This is a genomic window from Oceanobacillus polygoni (assembly GCF_008304605.1).
GTDB lineage: Bacteria > Bacillota > Bacilli > Bacillales > Amphibacillaceae > Oceanobacillus > Oceanobacillus polygoni.
This window is the reverse complement of the sequence record NZ_PIJY01000045.1, coordinates 52,061-71,523: the sequence shown is the minus strand read 5'-3', so window position 1 is coordinate 71,523 and position 19,463 is coordinate 52,061. Positions and strand designations below refer to the sequence as shown.

At 37.5% G+C, this 19,463-nt stretch carries 16 protein-coding genes; 2 read left to right on the top strand and 14 right to left on the bottom strand.

Translation table 11 applies throughout. The features are described 5' to 3' along the window. Positions 1-24 precede the first annotated feature (24 nt). The 7 genes from priA to F1560_RS19200 all read right to left on the bottom strand — a co-directional run bounded on the left by priA (position 25) and on the right by F1560_RS19200 (position 9,717). Positions 25-2,433, bottom strand: coding sequence for a primosomal protein N' (priA, locus tag F1560_RS19230; protein ID WP_149476249.1), 2,409 nt, complete (start codon positions 2,431-2,433; stop codon positions 25-27). Positions 2,434-2,435: 2 nt separating this feature from the next. Continuing rightward, positions 2,436-3,638, bottom strand: coding sequence for a bifunctional phosphopantothenoylcysteine decarboxylase/phosphopantothenate--cysteine ligase CoaBC (gene coaBC, locus F1560_RS19225; RefSeq protein ID WP_149476248.1), 1,203 nt, complete (start codon positions 3,636-3,638; stop codon positions 2,436-2,438). Between the two features lie 749 nt (positions 3,639-4,387). Continuing rightward, a complete protein-coding gene (gene rpoZ, locus F1560_RS19220; protein WP_149476247.1) occupies positions 4,388-4,591 on the bottom strand; it encodes a DNA-directed RNA polymerase subunit omega in 204 nt (67 codons plus the stop codon). Then, a complete protein-coding gene (gene gmk / locus F1560_RS19215; RefSeq protein WP_149476246.1) occupies positions 4,588-5,208 on the bottom strand; it encodes a guanylate kinase in 621 nt (206 codons plus the stop codon). Before gmk ends, rpoZ begins: the two co-directional genes overlap by 4 nt. 39 nt (positions 5,209-5,247) lie before the next feature. After that, on the bottom strand, positions 5,248-5,508 hold the full coding sequence (remA, locus tag F1560_RS19210; RefSeq protein WP_095308538.1) for an extracellular matrix/biofilm regulator RemA: 261 nt from the start codon (positions 5,506-5,508) through the stop codon (positions 5,248-5,250). Positions 5,509-5,787: 279 nt separating this feature from the next. Next, a complete protein-coding gene (locus tag F1560_RS19205) occupies positions 5,788-6,666 on the bottom strand; it encodes a YicC/YloC family endoribonuclease (protein ID WP_149476245.1) in 879 nt (292 codons plus the stop codon). Positions 6,667-7,062: 396 nt separating this feature from the next. Further along, positions 7,063-9,717: a calcium-translocating P-type ATPase, SERCA-type gene (locus F1560_RS19200; protein ID WP_149476244.1), complete on the bottom strand. Its 2,655-nt coding sequence runs from the start codon at positions 9,715-9,717 to the stop codon at positions 7,063-7,065. A 93-nt stretch (positions 9,718-9,810) separates the two neighbouring features. Here F1560_RS19200 and F1560_RS19195 point away from each other — a divergent pair, with 93 nt between their 5' ends. Continuing rightward, positions 9,811-11,532 (top strand): Rqc2 family fibronectin-binding protein, encoded by a 1,722-nt coding sequence (locus tag F1560_RS19195; protein WP_149476243.1) that lies wholly within the window; start codon positions 9,811-9,813, stop codon positions 11,530-11,532. Between the two features lie 66 nt (positions 11,533-11,598). Here the strand turns inward: F1560_RS19195 and F1560_RS19190 are convergent, their stop codons facing one another. The 7 genes from F1560_RS19190 to F1560_RS19160 form a co-directional block, all read right to left on the bottom strand. Further along, on the bottom strand, positions 11,599-11,832 hold the full coding sequence (locus tag F1560_RS19190; RefSeq protein ID WP_149476242.1) for a DUF362 domain-containing protein: 234 nt from the start codon (positions 11,830-11,832) through the stop codon (positions 11,599-11,601). 93 nt (positions 11,833-11,925) lie between these two features. Then, a complete protein-coding gene (locus tag F1560_RS19185; RefSeq protein WP_149476241.1) occupies positions 11,926-12,942 on the bottom strand; it encodes an amidohydrolase family protein in 1,017 nt (338 codons plus the stop codon). Positions 12,943-13,012: 70 nt separating this feature from the next. Beyond that, positions 13,013-14,020, bottom strand: coding sequence for a VOC family protein (locus F1560_RS19180; protein ID WP_187773781.1), 1,008 nt, complete (start codon positions 14,018-14,020; stop codon positions 13,013-13,015). Between the two features lie 91 nt (positions 14,021-14,111). Next, positions 14,112-15,143, bottom strand: coding sequence for an NAD(P)/FAD-dependent oxidoreductase (locus F1560_RS19175; RefSeq protein ID WP_149476239.1), 1,032 nt, complete (start codon positions 15,141-15,143; stop codon positions 14,112-14,114). Positions 15,144-15,171: 28 nt separating this feature from the next. Then, positions 15,172-15,660 carry an aromatic-ring-hydroxylating dioxygenase subunit beta gene (locus F1560_RS19170; RefSeq protein WP_149476238.1) on the bottom strand — a complete coding sequence of 163 codons (489 nt, stop codon included), beginning with the start codon at positions 15,658-15,660 and terminating at the stop codon, positions 15,172-15,174. After that, positions 15,657-16,940, bottom strand: coding sequence for an aromatic ring-hydroxylating oxygenase subunit alpha (locus F1560_RS19165; protein ID WP_149476237.1), 1,284 nt, complete (start codon positions 16,938-16,940; stop codon positions 15,657-15,659). Before F1560_RS19165 ends, F1560_RS19170 begins: the two co-directional genes overlap by 4 nt. 42 nt (positions 16,941-16,982) lie before the next feature. Next, positions 16,983-17,759: an SDR family NAD(P)-dependent oxidoreductase gene (locus F1560_RS19160; RefSeq protein WP_149476236.1), complete on the bottom strand. Its 777-nt coding sequence runs from the start codon at positions 17,757-17,759 to the stop codon at positions 16,983-16,985. A gap of 409 nt (positions 17,760-18,168) precedes the next feature. Here F1560_RS19160 and F1560_RS19155 point away from each other — a divergent pair, with 409 nt between their 5' ends. Next, positions 18,169-19,050 (top strand): LysR family transcriptional regulator, encoded by an 882-nt coding sequence (locus F1560_RS19155; RefSeq protein WP_149476235.1) that lies wholly within the window; start codon positions 18,169-18,171, stop codon positions 19,048-19,050. The last annotated feature ends 413 nt before the right edge of the window (positions 19,051-19,463 follow it).

Here is a 19,463-nt window from a genome sequence, read left to right as displayed (position 1 = left end):
CTTCTTTCTTTACAATAGCTTGTCTTACATCATATGGTATGGTTGCATATCTACGGTAATTAACAAATCATTTTTCCGTACATCGTCTGCAAAAATAGTTTTTATTTTATTTAAATAGGTTCTCAAGTCTGGCTCATTTCTATATTTTATCATGCATTGATAGCGATATCTATCTTTGATCCGCGGAATAGGTGACGGTGTCGGTCCTAGTAGTACGGTTGTGTTTCCAACATGCTGCGAAAGCACTTGGACAATTTGTTGTGTTGTCTGGACCGCTTTCACTTGATTTTCATGGGAAACCGTTACGAGTGCTAAAAAGTAATACGGCGGATATTGAAATGCTTTACGCATGCTCATTTCCCGCTTATAAAAGGATTGAAAGTCATATTCGCTTGCCAGCTCAATACTATAATGCTCTGGTGTATACGTTTGGACGATTACCGTTCCCGGAAGTTCATGTCTCCCAGCACGACCACTTACTTGTGTCAGCAACTGGAATGTTTTTTCCGACGAACGAAAATCTGGTAAATGTAGCATCGAATCCGCTGTCAGGACACCAACTAATGTCACATTTTCAAAATCGAGCCCTTTTGCGATCATCTGTGTGCCTAACAAAATATCTGCTTTCTTCTCTGCAAATTGCTTTAATAGCTTTTCATGCGAGCCTTTTCTTCTCGTTGTATCTACATCCATACGAATAACTTCTGCTTCAGGTAAGAGCTTTGTTAGTGCTTCTTCCACTCGTTGTGTTCCAGTACCGAAATAACGAATTAAATCACTTTCACATTCTGGACAGACGACAGGTACCGGTTCTTCATAAGAACAATAATGACATTTCATTTGATTGCTATTTTTATGATAGGTTAAGGCAATATCACAATGCGGACATTCTTTTACATGACCGCAGTCTCTGCACATAATAAAGGTTGAATAACCTCTTCGGTTAAGCATCAGTACGATTTGTTCCCCTTTTTCAAGACATTGCTCCATCTTTTCCATTAAGTCCCTAGAAAACATCGTACGATTTCCTGCATGTAACTCTTTTCGCATATCAATAATATCCACTTTCGGCATATCCATCTGATTTGTTCGTTCACTTAAAGTAGCAAGCCGATAAACACCCTTCGTAGCTCTTGCATAGGATTCTAATGCTGGCGTGGCACTGCCTAAAATCACTGGACAGCTATTCGTTTGTCCACGATGAATCGCAACATCACGTGCATGATAGCGTGGCTGATCCTCTTGTTTATAGGTCGTTTCATGCTCCTCATCAATAATAATAATTCCTAGATTCTCGAATGGAGCGAAAACCGCAGAACGGGCCCCGACAACGACTTTCACTTCTTTTCGCTGAACCTTCCGCCATTCATCATACTTTTCACCTGCTGAAAGCGCACTATGCATCACAGCAACCTCGGATCCAAATCTACCTTTAAACCGATTTACCATTTGTGGTGTTAGTGAAATTTCTGGGACAAGTACGATTGCTTCCTGTCCTTTATTCAGGACCTCCTGAATCGCTTGTAAGTAGATCTCTGTTTTCCCACTGCCTGTAACACCATGGATAAGGAAAACATCATGCTTATCTGCTTCAATTGCTTCATTAATTGGTATAATTGCTTCCCGCTGCTGTTTCGTTAATACGAGTGGTGTTGTTCGCTCAAATTCACGATTTTCATAAGGATCGCGCATTACTTCCTGTTGAAAGGTTGCAAGCAGGCCTCTGTCTACGAGTGCTTTAACCGTACTTGTGGTTGTGCCTACTTTTTTTAATAACTCCTGTTGTTCAATCGGATTTTCATGTTCAATAAAAAACTGCAGGAGCAGCTTTTGCTTTTTCGCATTCTTGCTTAAATCGAGCAATGCTTCTTCTAACAAATGCATATCCTTTGTAGGTTTAACCATCGATACATGCTTTTTCGTTATGCGAGATTTCACAAGATAGTCAATGGAAATATCTCCAGCTTCAATTAATTTTTGCAACTGATAGTAGCTGATAGAAGAAGCTTCAAATTCTTTAAATGGAATGAAGCCTCGGCCTGCAAATAGATGTTCAAATACTTCCGGAAGTTGCTCCTCTGTCATACGTACAAGTTCCTTCTCGTAGGTTGACTTTAATACTTGCGGAAGCATTGCTTGTAACGCTGTAATGGATAAGCTGAGCGTCTCATTTGCTACCCATTTACCAAGTTCAAGCAATTCCTCTGTTAATACTGGCGTAAAATCCAATACATCAATAATTCCCTTTAACTTATTAAATGATGACTCACTAACTCTTTCCACGACAAATCCCATGATTTTACGTGGTCCAAATGGGACAATTACCCGCATTCCGACAGTAAGCATTTCTTGGAATTTTTCCGGTATTACATAATCAAATGTTTGATTCGTGGAACTTGCTGGTACATCAACAATTACTCTAGCTATATTCAAATTCATTCATCCTTCATATCTCGATCAATAAATTCTAAGATTCTTGTCGCTACTTCCCTTTTGGAAGCTAAAGAAACCTCATCTTGCTGCATCGCTTCATTTAAATAGGTAACCATATTGGTATCCCCTTCAAAGCCTGCACCCTCGGCAGAAACATCATTAATAACAATTGCATCCAAATGCTTCTGTAAAAGTTTTTTCTTTCCATAATCCATTGGATTATTTGTTTCTGCAGCGAATCCTACTAAGAATTGATTTGTTTTCATTTCACCAAGTGACTTTAAAATATCCTTCGTTCGCTCCATTTCGATTTGCAAATTTCCGTCCTGTTTTTTAACTTTTTGATCATGCACAAGCTTTGGTCTGTAGTCAGCTACAGCAGCAGCTTTTATCACAATGTCTTGATTTGCATAATTGGCATGCATCGCTTCATACATTTCTTCGGCAGTCAATACGTCAATTCGTTTAATGCGTGGGTGATTTACTTGTTCAGAAACGGGACCAGAAACAAGCGTTACCTCAGCACCTAATTCAGCAGCGACTTCGGCAAGCGCATAGCCCATTTTTCCAGATGATCGATTTGTAAAAAAACGAACAGGATCAACTTTTTCTCTTGTTGGACCTGCTGATATAAGCACCTTCTTCCCAGCAAGCAGCTGCTCTCTATTCTGATGATTTTCGACTGCTTGAATAATGCTCTCTGGCTCCTCTAATCTTCCTTTTCCTACATAACCACAAGCTAAGTATCCTGAGCCAGGCTCGATAAAGTGATACCCCCAAGCTTCAAGTTGTTGCATGTTTTGCATAACTGCTGGATGGGCATACATATGTACATTCATTGCAGGCGCAATATAAACATCTGCCTCCGTAGCTAATAACGTTGTCGATAACATATCATCAGCTATGCCATTTGCAAGTTTGCCGATTATGTTTGCGGTTGCCGGTGCAATAATAGCGATATCAGCCCAATCCGCAACATCGATATGAGCAATTTTCTTTGGATTTTTTTCATCAAATGTGTCAATATATACAGGGTTTCTCGATAAAGCTTGAAATGTTAGTGGTGAAACAAATTTAGTCGCACTTTCTGTCATCATTACTTTCACATTAGCGCCTTTTTGTGTTAATTTACTAGCAAGCGCACATGCTTTATACACAGCAATTCCACCAGAAACTCCGAGTAGAATATTTTTTTGATTAACCATTCACTTTACCCCTTTCAATCCTAGTATCTAGTTGGAAATATCCCTAAAGCATACTATCCTTGTACTTAAGTAAGTTTAGTAAAAAATTGGACTACGAGTACTTGTCCTATCTAAATAAAGTTGTTATTTTTACATAACAGAATTAAACTGCGAACTAATGTGCGATGGGGTATAGAGCTTTTGCACTGCTTTGGAAATACACTTTGCGCACCTTAACCTTAGGGTGACCTGTGAGTCTTCGTGTATTTCCTCCGCTCATACTGGTTTATTAGCTATTACAACAACGTTTATCAAAAACAAAGCATCGCTCCAACCAGTCCTGGTGAGCGTAGGGCGGTGACTCCTGCGGGAATAGCACGTGTCTGAAGCCTCACCGGAAGTGGTTTTCTTCCGGTGAGGCTGAAGCCGTTCCCTAAGGTGCGCATCCGCCTGAAGCGATCCCGGACGGCGACAGTTGCTCCTACCAAAGCAGTTAGTTCGCAATTTCTTTCAAATGCGATGATAGGTAGATACACTATTAAATATTATAAGCAATACCCTTAGGCTCAGTTGGTTTTGTGTCAATTAGAGAGCAGTATATCTCTTGTTTTTCTCACTCGTTCAAGACGTATTTTTTAATCTCACACTACAAATATTGCATTAATTTAGTTATAACATATCGCTATATATATATCTTGTAAAAAGCTACTTTATAAAAGCCACAATGACAAGAATACCCTCCGCGAGAAAAGAACGGAGGGTAAACTTCATTATTTATTATCTTTTGCTATATATAATTTTTCGGCTTCTATTTCTTCTAATGCCATTCCAACGTACTTATGAGATTTCGGATTCTCAATCATTATATCTTTTGTATCACTTAGTTCTCTTGCTCGTCTTGCTGACAAAGTAACAAGCGTATATTTAGATTTAATTTTTTCTTGTAATGCATCAATTGATGGTTCTAACATCATTTCAATTCATCCTCCAATATTTTTTTATATTGCTTGGCAACTCGTTCTCGTTTCAAATGCTCACTTTTTATAATTGCTTTAACTCTGTCCACAGCATGCTCGACACGGTCATTGACAACAACGTAATCATAAGCGTCCATCATTTCAATTTCCTTCCGAGCTTCCTTCAATCGATTGACGACTAATTCCTGTGATTCCGTTCCACGATTCACAATGCGGTTTTTAAGTTCTTCCAAGCTTGGCGGGAAAAGGAATATAAACACGCCTTCAGGAAAGTTTTCTTTTACCTGTAAGGCACCTTGAACTTCTATTTCCAAAAAGACATCCTGGCCTTTTTCTAATGTTTCTTCTACATACTTGCGTGGAGTTCCATAGTAATTACTTACATATTTCGCGTATTCTAAGAGCTGATTTTCTTCTATTAGCTTCTCGAACTCTTCAACGGATTTATAAAAATAATCCACCCCATCAACTTCACCAGGGCGCATATCCCTCGTTGTCATCGAAATGGAATATTGTAGTTCCGATGCTTCCTCAAATAGTTTTTTTCTTACTGTTCCTTTACCAACACCTGAAGGACCAGAAAGAATAAATAAAATCCCTTTCTCTTCAATCAACATAGTACCTCCTAAAGCCCTAAAGAATAGATGGATAATCTATTCATCTGAAATTTCATCATTGCTGATTACCCGTTGTCCAACCGTCTCCGGCTGAACAGCAGATAGAACGACGTGGTCACTATCTGTTATAATCACAGCGCGAGTTCGTCTTCCATATGTAGCATCTACTAATTTATTATTTTCTCTAGCCACTGTAATAATCCGTTTTATCGGTGCAGATTCTGGTGACACAATCGAAATAATACGATTTGCCGACACCACATTTCCAAAACCGATATTAATTAAACTCAAGCTCAACTTACTTCCCCCTTGCAAAAGTTCCAACAAATTTCGCTTTGTTTTTTTGATATATTTTATTCACGTACCGTAAAAAATCTATATTCAATCTTATTATCAAGGCAAGATTATCTATATTATACTTTATCCTAGTGGAAATTTACACTATAAAGTGAAACCGAACAAGGTTAATTGCTTATTTTATCGATTGCATTAAAATGAATGATACATTTTTGGAGGTTAACTTACAAAAGATTAAACTGGAATCACTCCCCTGTGATTACCTAGTCGAAAGTATTTTTATTCTATATTCTGCACTTGCTCTTTCATTTTTTCAATCATACTTTTTAGTGAAACTGTCCATTCACTAATCGTAACATCGGTTGATTTTGCACCAATTGTGTTTGCTTCTCGATGCATCTCTTGAATAATAAAGTCAAGCTTTCTTCCTGAAGGTTCCTTGCTATTCATCGTTTTCTCGAAGTGCTCGATATGACCTAATAACCTTGTTATTTCTTCTGTGATGTCTCCTTTTTCTGCAAGCAAGACAATTTCTTGATAGATTTTCCCATCTTTAGAAAACGCCTCATCTAAATACGTACGCACTCGCTCCATAATCCTTTCTTGATATTCCTTCCTAACAATATCTCTTTTATCACGTAGCTGTAAAACCGTTTCGTGAATTGCACGGAGTCTTTCTACCAAATCATTTGTTAAGTACATCCCTTCTTCCTGACGCATGACAAAAACTTCCTCACACGCCTCTGTCGTCCCATCTAGAATAAGCTGATGTACTTTTTCCAAGGAGCCATCAATCTCCTTGATATGAAAAAAATCTTGCATGGATGATAAAAATGTTAGAGGGATTTCACCATTTAAATGATACTTTTGCTTCGCCTCGTTCAAATGATTCACATATTGATCAATTAATTCCCAGTCTGCTTGTAGCGTTCGAGTGGATAGCCCATCTCCTGCAATGCTAATATAAACATCAATTCGTCCTCGAGTAAACTGAGATTGAACGATTTTTTTTAGCTTATCTTCCAAAAATAAAAAAGTGCGAGGTAACTTGATCGCTATATCAAGAAAGCGATGGTTTACACTGCGAATTTCAATTGTAACCATCGTATTTTCGATATGTAGTACTTTTCTTCCGTAACCAGTCATGCTTAACGGCATGTCAATCACATCCATCCTTCATTATACGGTAATCTCAAGATTTATAAACCTATTATACCATTCAAATCGAAAAACTCCCTTTATTTTACATTACATAATAGATATAGAATGCGAACTAACTTCTCTGCATATTCTTCAAATGTGTGCAATAATCGCCGTCCTGGATCGCTTCAGGCGGATGCTTTCCGCGGGACGTGGCCAGAGTGAGACTCTGAAGGACGGAGTTCAAAGAGCCTCACGGGTCATCCGCGAAAAGCGTAGTGTGTTTCCGTAGCGTGTATACGCACAATCCATAATTGCACATTACTCCGAAGTTTCTTTCGAGTACGATACAAAAACTGCAATAAAAAGCCCGAGAATGTGAGCTTAACACATTGTCGGGCAGTGTTGTGATGCTTATTTTTTTGTAAAGCCGAATAGTACAGTAGGAATCGCACTTAATCCAATAATCAGTAGCCAATCTCTTAGTGATAAACTGACCGTATGGAATATTGGCTGTAAAGGCGGCCAGTAAATGACTACTAATAATAAAAGCAAGGATGAAATTACTGCAAAAACAAGATAAATGTTCTCAAATGGATTTCGAGCAAATACAGAATGTTCGCTCCGGCAATCGAACACATGAATTAGCTGCGCCATAACAAGTGTTGAGAAAGCAGTGGTTTGAGCAAACATTAGATTATCCGGGTTATTTTGATACGTAATGATAAAACCAATTAATGTTACGATACCGATTAAAATACCCCTACTAATGATTTTATAACCGAGTCCTCTTGAGAAAATACCTTCCCTCGGATTCCTCGGTGAACGTTTCATTACGTCTTCTTCCGCTTTATCTAGTCCCAGGGCCATTGCTGGAAGTCCGTCAGTTACTAAGTTCACCCAAAGAATCTGTACCGGGATAAGCGGTAATGGCATTCCTAGTAACATCGCAAATAGCATGACAAGTATTTCACCTACGTTGGAAGCTAGTAAATATCGAATAAATTTACGAATGTTTTCATAGATATTTCTTCCTTCTTGAATAGCAGACTTAATTGTAGCAAAATTATCATCCATTAAAATCAGGGAAGACGCTTCCTTTGTTACATCTGTACCAGTAACACCCATACTAATTCCGATATCACTCGCTTTAATTGCCGGAGCATCGTTAACCCCATCTCCAGTCATTGCAACAATGTGTCCTTTTTCTTGAAAAGCTTTTACAATCTTTAACTTATGCTCTGGTGTAACTCGAGCAAAGACATACGTATCTTCGATTACATTACTAAGCTCCTCTGCTGACATTCGATTAAGCTGATGACCTTCAAGAACAAGTCCATTTGGTGGAAGTAGCTGAAGGTTTTCAGCAATTGCTCTAGCTGTATTGACATGATCTCCTGTAATCATAACTGTTTTAATTCCAGCTTCCTTACATTCTCTAATTGCTGACTTCACTTCTTTTCTAGGAGGGTCCATTAGCCCGTATAAACCAATAAGCGTCAATTCATCTTCTAGTAAAGCTGAATCCAGTGATACATTATTTGAAATGGACCGCATACCAATGGCAATAGTACGTAATGCCTTATTTGCCATCTCATTTATTGCACCTTCAATAAGTGCTTTGTTTTCCTTATTTAAAAGCTTTCGACTATCTTTGTCCATATAAAACGCTGATCTAGGAAGGAGGACATCCGGAGCACCTTTCGTAATTAAAAAGCGCATTTGATTTTCGTCTTCTACGACAACACTCATACGTTTACGGTCTGAATCAAATGGAAACTCTTTAATAATCCGAAACTTTTTGCCAAGCTCCTCTGTCATCCCTAGCTTTTTTGCTGCAACGAGCAGCGCACCATCCGTTGGGTCTCCATCAATATAATTTTTTCCTTTTTTTACGACTATCGATGCGTTGTTACAAAGCATTCCATATGAAAGCATCGTTTCTAAATTCGGAAATGAGCGCTTTACTTTCTCTCGATGAAGGAAAAAGTCACCTTGCGTCTGATAGCCGTCACCTGAAACGTAGAGGTATTCCCCATTTAAGAAAATTTCCTTTACCGTCATTTGATTTTCGGTCATTGTCCCCGTTTTATCGGAGCAAATAACGGATGCACAACCAAGTGTTTCTACAGCGGATAACTTTCTTACGAGCGCTTTTTTACGAATCATGCGTTGTACACCAAGTGACAATGCGACTGTCACAATTGCTGGCAAACCTTCTGGAATCGCAGCAACTGCTAACGAAACCCCTGCAAGAAACATTTCATACATCGGATGGCCTTGTATTACTCCAAGACCTACTACAAGTATTGTAAGGAATAATGCAACAACGATTAATATCTTTCCAAGCTCTGCTAGTTTCATTTCTAGTGGCGTAACCATTTTTTTCGTATTTGCCATTAATGATGCAATTTGACCCATTACCGTATTCATTCCGGTTCCAACAACAATCCCTACACCTGATCCTCTTGTAACGAGTGTTCCCATAAAGCCCATATTTACTTGATCCTGTACATCCAGATCTTCCTTCGTGATCGCCGTTGCATGCTTTGTTACCGGTAAAGACTCACCAGTTAGTGCGGATTCCTCTGTTTCCATCCCATTTGATTTAATAATACGAACATCCGCAGGGATCCGGTCTCCACTATTTACCTTAACAATATCTCCAACAACAACTTCTCGAGAGGATATTTTCTCCCAGCTCTCATTACGTAGAACATTGGCCATTGGAGCGGATAATTCTTTTAGTTTTTCCAATGAATTCTCAGCCTTTTGTTCTTGGAAAAAGCCGATAAAGCCATTTACTAATACAATAATCATAATAGCAATGGCGTCGACATATTCTCCAAGTAATCCCGCTATAAGCGTCGCAGCAAGCAACACAAGAACCATGAAATCCTGGAATTGTTTTAAAAATATGAGCCATTTGGATGTATTTTTCTTTGCTTCCAGAATATTTTCACCATATTGTTTTCGCCGCTCACTAGCCTGTTTTCCTGATAACCCTCTGTCTGCTGTTACGTGAAGCTTCTTCTCTACTTTTTCTGCATCCAACTGATACCAATTCATCTGCATTCCTCCGGCTTTTAAATAGTACAAGCTATTTCCATATCTATGCATACTTGTCCAGAAAAATGCTATAATTGCTCTTGAGGTGATGATATGCCATTCGATGGAATTGTAACGAGAGCATTAACAGAAGAATTACAAGAGAAAATAGTACATGGGAAAATTAATAAAATATATCAGCCAACGCAGACTGAGTTAGTTTTTACAATTAGAAGCCAAGGAAGAAATCATAGTTTGTTGTTTTCTGTTCATCCTACCTATGCAAGATTTCATTTAACAGAAGATACATACACGAATCCAAAAGAACCCCCAATGTTCTGCATGGTATTAAGAAAACATCTTTCAGGAGCCATTGTTGAAGCTATCGAACAGTTTAATATGGAACGTATCGTAACCTTCACGTTAAAAACACGGAATGAAATTGGGGATATTAGTCATAAATTACTTATCGTTGAGTTAATGGGTAAGCATAGTAATATGATGATTGTCGATAAAGAGAAAGGACATATTATTGATAGTATCAAGCATATTTCCATGGCACATAATCGACATCGTACGATTTTGCCTGGGCAGGCTTATAAGCTACCTCCTTCCCAAAATAAATTGAATCCACTTGAAATCAATGGAGAACAGTTGCTACGAAAACTAGATTTCAATGCTGGAAAAATGGATCAACAAATGGTTGGAATTATTGAAGGTTTCTCCCCTCTCATTACAAAAGAAATTGTTGCTCGCACACAGTTTGGATCCAATGAAGTTTATATTGAAGTATTTGCTGAAGTACAAAGGCAACTAATCGATCATGACTACACTCCAACAATTTATCGAGCGGCTAAAGAAGACTTTCATGTTATTCCAATCTCTACTTTTAATGGGGAGAAGATCGAATTTCAATCCGTTAATGACATGTTAGATTCATTCTATTCCGGAAAAGCAGAACGTGATCGCGTTAAACAACAAGCGAAGGACTTATATCGTTTTATCAAAAATGAAAAGAGTAAAAATGAACGTAAATTAAAAAAGCATCAGCAAACGATTAAAAAAGCAGAAAAAGCGGAGCATTATCAAAAGATGGGAGAGCTGCTTACCGCACATATGCACCTTGTTAAACAAGGAGACACGAGCATCCGTGTGATCGATTATTATGACCCAGAGCAAACAGAGCTGACCATAGAGCTTAATCCCAATAAATCACCTAGCGAAAATGCGCAAAGCTTTTATAAAACATATCAAAAGCTTAAAAACTCAAAAATAGTGGTAGAAAAAGAAATCATTCGTACAGAAGAAGAATTAAATTACCTTGACCAATTACTTCAGCAAATTGATGTCGCACGTGTTGAAGATATCGAGGAAATTCGTGAAGAGCTACGTGAAGAAGGTTATTTGAAAAAGCAAAAAACAAATCGGAAAACAAAAAATAAACCAAAGAATCCTGAACCTGAAACCTATACTTCAACAGACGGAACGAGTATTCTAGTTGGGAAAAATAACAAGCAAAATGAATATGCTACAATGAAGCTTGCCCATCGCGATGATACGTGGTTGCATACGAAAGATATTCCGGGATCTCATGTTATTATCCGAGCGAAAGATTTTAGTGAGCAAACATTAATGGAGGCCGCCGAACTGGCTGCCTATTTCAGTAAGTCGCAAAATTCTTCTTCCGTACCAGTTGATTACACAAAAATAAGACATGTTAAAAAACCGAATGGGGCAAAGCCCGGTTATGTTACGTATGATAATCAAAAGACGATTTTTGTCACACCAGCAAAAGACACCATCGAGAAATTAAGGGAATCGAATAAGAGAGGGTGAATACCCCCTCTTTGATTTCCCATTCCGGGGGTAAAAGAAGTTATGATGCATTCCCCACTGAATCGTTTATTCAAAAAATTCTTCTGCTTTATCTAAATATTCTTCTTGCTCACTTGTCAAATCCTGTTCGGAAATGATAGCTTCTACGGGACAGGCAGCAACACAAGCTCCGCAGTCAATACAAGCATTCGGATCAATAAAAAACTGGTTATCCCCTTCTACAATACAATCAACTGGGCATATACTGACACACTCGCCAGCTTTTTCATTCGTACATGGATGTGTAATGACAAAAGCCATTCTTATCCTCTCCTTTTCTGTTTATCACATTCCCTCGCTGTCGATAATTTTGAAAAAAATAACCAAGCACGCTACTTTCTCTTTTCTCCAAAATTACTGGTACTGTTTCACTTGTAAACTTAAAAAAGATGAAGCATTCAAACCGTGAATTTTTGCTTTTTCGGTGTCCGTCAAATTCGTTAGCTGGTCCACAACTTTGCCTGATGGTATTTCACGTAACAAAAATGGATAGTCAGAACCAGCAATAATCTGATCGATACCAAAACGTTCAATCATAAGCTGTAAATTTCTCTCATCGTAAACAAGTGAATCAAAATAAAGCTGCTTCGCATAATGACTAGGTGGCTTCTCTGTTTTTTGTATTTGTGGCCAGACATTCCACCCTTTGTCCATTCGCGGCAGTAAATATGGCAAAGCGCCACCACCATGTGCAAAACAAATTTTTAAGTTTGGATACTTATCCAACATTCCACTCATTATAATGCTTCCAGCTGCCAAAGCTGTTTCTGAAGGCATGCCAACCATATACATAAAATTATGGCGTGGCATTCTTTCTCCTCCCAACGTTTCCCATGGATGGACAAATAGTGGAACGTTCCGTTCATGTGCAGCTTTGAAAAATAAATCCAATGATTCATCATCAAGATTTTTTCCATTCACGTTACTACCAATTTGAATTCCTTTTAAACCTAATTCTTTAACTACGCGCTCCATTTCTTTTATAGCTAAGTCAACATCTTGCAAGGGTACAGTGCCTAATCCAATAAACTTGGTAGGGTGTTCATTGACAATCGAGGCGATAAAGTCATTTTGCGAGCGAGCCATCTCTAGACCTTGCTCAGGAACTGACCAATAACTGAATGTAACAGGAATTGGTGATAAAACTTGTATATCAATCCCTTCCTTTTCCATATCCTTTAATCGCTCTTCCGTATCCCATGCTTGATTCGTTATCTCTCTAAATTTTTTCCCTTTAATCATGATATTGGCGCCGCAATCGCATGTTTTTTCTAAAATTGGCCAGCGATCATCACCATATTTTTCTGCTAGATTCAAAAAATCTTCCGATATAATATGCGTATGAAAATCAATTTTTAAGTTTCGTTGCACAGCAGGACTCTCCTATTTTTCATAGTTTTTGAAAGGGAGATAGATTTTCTTAAATCTATCTCCAACCCGTTTATTCTCCTAGTTTTGTTCCATACGTGAAGTACGTTTCTGGTGGTTTACTTCCCCACATTTCAAGACCAAGTTCGCCTACTCCAGTTGGCCATTCAATCGCCTTCCAATCAGGAGCAAACATTAAGAATCCACCCGTCCAAATTTCTACTCGATGTCCCGAAGGCTCAATTACGTAAATGAATTGCGCTCCACTTGTTCCATGCTTTCCTGGTCCCCACTCAATCTGAATATCATTTTCTGCCATTATATTTGCTGCTCGAATAAGCTCATCGGGAGAATCTAAATAGTATGCCAAATGATGAAATGCTGCACCATTCTGATTTGAATTTCGCATGAACGCAATTTCATGTGCAATGTTTGTTCTGCTTAGCCATGACCCTAAACGAATATCCTCTTTGTTCTGAACAAAATAACGATGATGAATACCAAGTAATTCCGTCCACCACTCTTGTTCGCTTATAACATTATCAACCATAATATTTACATGATCAAAACGACGTGGGGAAACTCCTTTAATTGTATACTTACTTGGATGACTCGGTAATTTTGACTTCAATTTCGGATCATCGGTTACGAATAGCTCTTTTTCCCAATAAAGTTCAATTGGAACACCAGATGGAGATTTAAAATGAATTGCATCGCCTAGCGCTTTCTTTTGTCCACCTTCAACCCAATTGAAATTAATATTCATTTCTTTTAACTGCTTTTCAAATAGATATAAAGATTCTTTCGTACTAACACGCCAGCCAATTCGATTTACTTCAGAAGTATCAGCTGCCTTTAAAACCAATGTATGATGGTCATAATCCTGCCACGCTCTTAGGTAAGCCCGATCACCATGCGTTTCTGTTAGCACTAAGCCCATTACTTCCGTGTAAAACCATAACGACTGTTCAAATTTGGTGACACTAATTTCCACATGCCCAAGGTGTGCAACTGTTCGTAAATAATTTTCTAGCCTTACCTGTGCTGATTGCTCTAAAATTTCATCTTTAACTTTTGACATTGTATACCCTCCGATATTTTCATTTATTAAACGATATTTACTGGAATAAACTGAATTATCATTTCGCAAAACTTCCATTTTCTATTACATTTTATGATTGTGCTACTTTTTCCTGATTCTCTTTGTTATTTTTTCTACTCATAATTGATGTACTATGAGCAACGTGCATCGATTCTGTCGGGTCGATGTAGACCTTTGCATTACTAACTGCAATTGGCGCTTCACCGAAACCTGTTGCCATTAATTCCACTTTTCCTGGATACATAGAAATATCTCCAACTGCATACATACCTGGGATATTCGTTTCTGCTCTTGAATTTACGAGAATTGAGTTATTCTCAATCGCTAAGCCCCAATGATTAATGGGCCCCAAATCAGAAATAAACCCATAATTTACTAAATAAGCATCTGCTTCAAGCTCTAGTATTTCTTTACTTTTTGCTTGTTTTAATCGAATGCAATCTAGTTTTGATCCACCAATTAATTCAGCAGGAACGTATGGCGTCACAATATTTACAGAGCATTCCTTCAGCTGCTTCACACTATGTTCATGTGCTCTAAACCGATCTCTCCGATGGACAATCGATACACGTGCTGCTATTTTTTCAAGCATTAAAGCCCAGTCTACAGCCGAATCACCACCACCAAAGATAACAACGTCTTTGTCTGCAAACTCATCCATATTTTTAATACTGTAATAAAGGTTCTTGTTTTCATATTTAGCTTCATTTTCCAAATTCATAGTCCTCGGTTTAAATGCACCATTTCCAGCAGTAATAATGATTGTTTTCGAATAATGAATCTGTGAATTAGTTTTGATTGTGAAAATTTCATTTTCCTTTGTTACGTCCAACACTTCCTCATTCAAACAGACTTCATTCTCAAATTGATCCATTTGTTCGTATAGACGTTCAACAAGTTCGCTTGCTTTTATTTTAGGAAAACCAGCTACATCATAGACGTATTTATCTGGATACAAGGCAGCAAGCTGACCGCCTAATTGAGGCAAACTTTCAATTATTTTCACCGTAGCTTGACGCATTCCAGCATAAAATGCTGTAAACATACCAACTGGACCGCCACCTACAATCGTAATATCAAATACATCTTTTTCACTCTCCATCTCATGCACCACCTTCCATCTAAAACCCTTATAATATTAAGCTTATTTTCCCATGTGGACGCAAACTATCTAGATTTAAAACAACTTTTTTGTTTTTTATTACTAACCCATTATCTTGCTGAATGAGCTCATATGATGCTCTTCCAATAAAGGTATCTACAACTTCGCGTTTCGTTCGATACGTTGTAAAATTACATTCCACAGTTATGACACCTGAATTCAAGCCATTCACCAAAATATTATGATAATTACGCGTTGTCGTAGAGTGTGGATATTCAACATGCGCCTCTTTCTTCAACAGTCTCTCTGCACGTTCTTGCAGTCGGGATCGATTGTCGTGGATATAGTAAAGTGAATTCGTTGGAACAGCTTCTGGTTCACCAATTGGTGGAACAATAAAGGTACCATCATCTGTAAACAGTGCTGCCCATTCTTTTAATTTCCATTCATCTAGCAACTTTGCTTCTGTGTATAAAAAATCAATAACATCTTGTCTTTCAATTGTATTTCTCGTCATTTATGAACAACCTCCTTCTCTTCCTTGAAGGATTGCTGTAATCGCGTATTATAATGTCTCCAAAAACTTCTCATTTGAAGCTCATCTGTAGCAAGTGCGTTCTCTTCTCCTCTTACCATCCCTTTAGAAATATCATTCCACTCAACTTCTTGATTATTGTTGTATGCTTCCTGACATAATTCCAATGCTTCATTATCGTCTGGTGTTGCAAAGCCACCCGGTCCCAAAAACTCTAAGAAGTTATTATTTCTCGCTAATCGATGTGCATCATTTTCTCCTTTTGGTGCTAACGCATAACCAGATACTTCGATATAGCCTGGTGAAGTTGGATAAAAGGTCCTTGCAGTGACAGCCATAATGTCATTGATAACTAGGTTCGGGAAAATAATGATATTGCGATTATAATTCGCGATTCGATCTGCACGTTCATCACCAAATTGTTCTACCAACCGTGCTTTAATCTTTTCCATATCTTTTTTAAAATCATCATCCCAGATTGGAGTCCACTGTGCTACAGGACGACCCCACGGAGCTACATATTCGATTACACCATGTCCATTATCTAAACTTCTGCCTTTTCCCTCTAATTGAACTTTTTTTAAATTCGGATCTTGCGCTTGCTTAATATCAAAGTATGTTTTATGAGTCGGCATTCCGTGATATAAGTCAGCACTGTTTTCAGCAAGCAGCTTCCAGTTCGCCCGAACACTATATTGCTGAACCCCACCAAGCGCCTCTAACCCATGTTCCGATTGATCGACGACAAGATCAATGTATTCTTTTGCGTTTCCTAGATATTCATCGAGTGAAACGGCATTATCATCAAAGTTAACAAACATAAATCCACGATAGTTTTCGAGTCGATTAACCACCTTCATATTCTTAGTACCTTCATCATTAAACCCTTCGGGGAAGCCGTCTTTTCCTGGCATACCAACTAATTGTCCATCATTTTTAAAGCTCCAGGCATGATAGAAGCAACGGAAAACCCTTGAATTTCCTTCGTTTTCTCTGCAAACGAGCGCACCACGATGCGGACAAGTGTTGTACAAAGCTCTAATTTCTCCATCCTGACTATGGACAAATAATAAGTTTCTACCACCTACTTTTTTCCGCTTATAATCTCCAACATTAGGAATCTCAGTTTCATGACCAATAAATAACCAACACTTATTAAAAATCGAAGCTCTTTCTCTAGCTAAAATTTCCTTATCTGTAAAAACACTACGATGAACAAGAAATTCATTTTTTTCTTTATTGTCTTGTATAATCGTTCTCATAAAAATACCTCCATTTACTATAAAATATATGTTGTAAAGCTCTTAGAGCATATTACTTCCACCATTGACACTAATAACCTGCCCTGTAATAAATCCTGCTCCATCTGTAGATAAATACCAGACCGCATCTGCAACTTCCTCTTCTTTTGCAGCTCTTCCCTTTGGAATAATAGCAATATACTTATCAACTAATTTAGAATCTCTTTCTCGTATTCTATCTAGTAATTCCCCTTCAACCGCCGGTGGTGCTATCGTATTTACTGTAATATCCGATTTGGCGAATTCTTTTGCTAGACCAGTAGTCATCGCATGAACCCCGCCTTTTGCGGCATTGTATGCAGCATGATCCCATAATCCATTTCTTACAGAATCTGCACCAACATTTATAATTCGTCCGTATCCAGCATCTACCATATAAGGTAGCACCTTGTAGCAGGACCAAACTGTCGTCCATAAGTTTCTGTCAATAGTTGTCTTTAACGTTTCAGATGTCTGTTCTAGGAATGGTAAGATAACACCACCACCTGCGTTATTAACTAAGATATCAACTTTTCCCCAGGTGTTGATTGTGTATTGTACCATTTCTTCTACATTGCTCTCTTCGGAAAGGTCCCCTGCATAATAGTTTATTTCTGATCCTGTTAGCGCTTGCAATTCTTCAGCTGCTTTACTCGTACGCGCTTCATTTGTACCACTAATCAGTACGTTCGCACCCGAATTTGCTAACTTTAGAGCAATCGCTCGACCTATTCCTCTTGCAGATCCTGTTACAATTGCTACTTTTCCCTTTAATGATTCACTTAATCGTACATCATTCAACTTTAACCCTCTCCTTCTTCCACGCTTTTCTAAACACTTTCATTTGTCGGTAATCCTTTTACTTTTTTCTTGGATTTACTAGCATACGTTTATTATAAAAGCTAAGTTTTACACATACCAATAGGATTTATTTTTGTTTTTATACAATTAACAAATAATATTAAATAGTTATTTTCATTTAAATAATTTATAATTTAAATATTTTCCGCTAATTTAGTTGACAGTTTTTCATCAAATGACTATCATTAAAAATTATTAACTACTTTTTTTTAGTCTCATTATAATAGGGCAAAGAAAATTTAGTTAATCTGCTAGCATTGGCTTTTCACCTATTTGCAAGAACTTCTTTATAAACTACCATCCAGATATAACGTAATTAAAATAAAACACGTATTTAGGAGGATATGAAATGAACGAAAGCCAATTAGAAACGTTTCTAACTGTAGCTAAATATCGAAGCTATTCAAAAGCTGCCGAGGTTCTTAATGTGACACAACCAACGATTACTTCACGTATAAAAGCTTTGGAAACTATCTTACAATGCCCACTCTTTAAACGAATTAGACATGAAATCTATCTTACAAAAGCAGGTAATATGTTTATTGATTACGCCAAAAACATACTGACCTATATTCAGCATTCAAAGGAAATTGTAAACTTAGTTAAAGATCCAATTATAAAGGTTGGATTCTCGCCCGGATATTCCTATTCTTTTATTATCAATCTTTTGAAAGCGGTTAAATCAATTGGCGGAATCGATATTCAAGTAATCGATAGCTATCACTCTCACAATTTAAATGAAATGTTTATGTCAGGGGAAATTGACTTAATCTTCACAAGAGACACCATTGACAATAATCCAGACATTGTTTCCGAGTATTTATTCGATAATCACCTTGTCTTAGTATTACCATCCAACCATCCATTGACTAATAAACTAACGCCTCGAATAGAAGATTTAAATAATGAAACGATTATAAGCTACAAGCGAAACTCACCATTATGGAGAACAATTGATAAAAAGCTGATCAGCGCACAAAACATCGTTCGTATTGAGGTTGATAATAATGAAATGGCTTTAAAAGCCATTGCAAACGGAATTGGAATTGGCATCATTCCGGAACTTGGTATTGATAAAAGGTATGCTTCCGAAATTAAAACCCTCAAAATAGATGAGATTTATAAAATACCAAACAAAGTATATGTCCAATACCGAAAAACGCTAAATACAGATGGTATTGCTAAGAAAATTATCTATTCCATTATTAATCACAAATATGAACAGGTTTGAGAATTACATATGACCGACCTTAACCATTACTTACGCATTTGATTAGTACTTCTCTCCTTTCGACCAATGCGCTTTCGATATCTCGTTTACATTCAGATATATATTTCTTTTTAATCACCAATGTCCAGCTTGCTTATCAAGAAAATATAATAGTGTTTGAACAGGTGCTCTCCTTCGAAAGGAGAATCTTTATCAAACCTTCCATCTTATCCTTATTATAATTGTTCAATAAAAAGGTTAAAATCTTATCGTTCCTCTATATAAAACTATACAAAATAGGTTTTTTTTGAATTTCTGATAAAATCCAAAAAATTTAAATACAATTAAGTTTGTTTCTTTGTGTAAGAGTCACGAATCCGTTCTTATATGGAGAACAAAAACAAACAAGATGTTTTTTCAGTTATAGGATGCAC

Excerpts from the sequence above, each read along its gene's own strand:
- coaBC (WP_149476248.1), bottom strand. The coding sequence starts at position 3,638 with ATGGTTAATCAAAAAAATATTCTACTCGGAGTTTCTGGTGGAATTGCT.
- rpoZ (WP_149476247.1), bottom strand. The coding sequence starts at position 4,591 with ATGATGTTAGAACCATCAATTGATGCATTACAAGAAAAAATTAAATCT.
- F1560_RS19205 (WP_149476245.1), bottom strand. The coding sequence starts at position 6,666 with ATGCCGTTAAGCATGACTGGTTACGGAAGAAAAGTACTACATATCGAA.
- F1560_RS19200 (WP_149476244.1), bottom strand. The coding sequence starts at position 9,717 with ATGAATTGGTATCAGTTGGATGCAGAAAAAGTAGAGAAGAAGCTTCAC.
- F1560_RS19195 (WP_149476243.1), top strand. The coding sequence starts at position 9,811 with ATGCCATTCGATGGAATTGTAACGAGAGCATTAACAGAAGAATTACAA.
- F1560_RS19190 (WP_149476242.1), bottom strand. The coding sequence starts at position 11,832 with ATGGCTTTTGTCATTACACATCCATGTACGAATGAAAAAGCTGGCGAG.
- F1560_RS19180 (WP_187773781.1), bottom strand. The coding sequence starts at position 14,020 with ATGTCAAAAGTTAAAGATGAAATTTTAGAGCAATCAGCACAGGTAAGG.
- F1560_RS19175 (WP_149476239.1), bottom strand. The coding sequence starts at position 15,143 with ATGGAGAGTGAAAAAGATGTATTTGATATTACGATTGTAGGTGGCGGT.
- F1560_RS19170 (WP_149476238.1), bottom strand. The coding sequence starts at position 15,660 with ATGACGAGAAATACAATTGAAAGACAAGATGTTATTGATTTTTTATAC.
- F1560_RS19165 (WP_149476237.1), bottom strand. The coding sequence starts at position 16,940 with ATGAGAACGATTATACAAGACAATAAAGAAAAAAATGAATTTCTTGTT.
- F1560_RS19155 (WP_149476235.1), top strand. The coding sequence starts at position 18,169 with ATGAACGAAAGCCAATTAGAAACGTTTCTAACTGTAGCTAAATATCGA.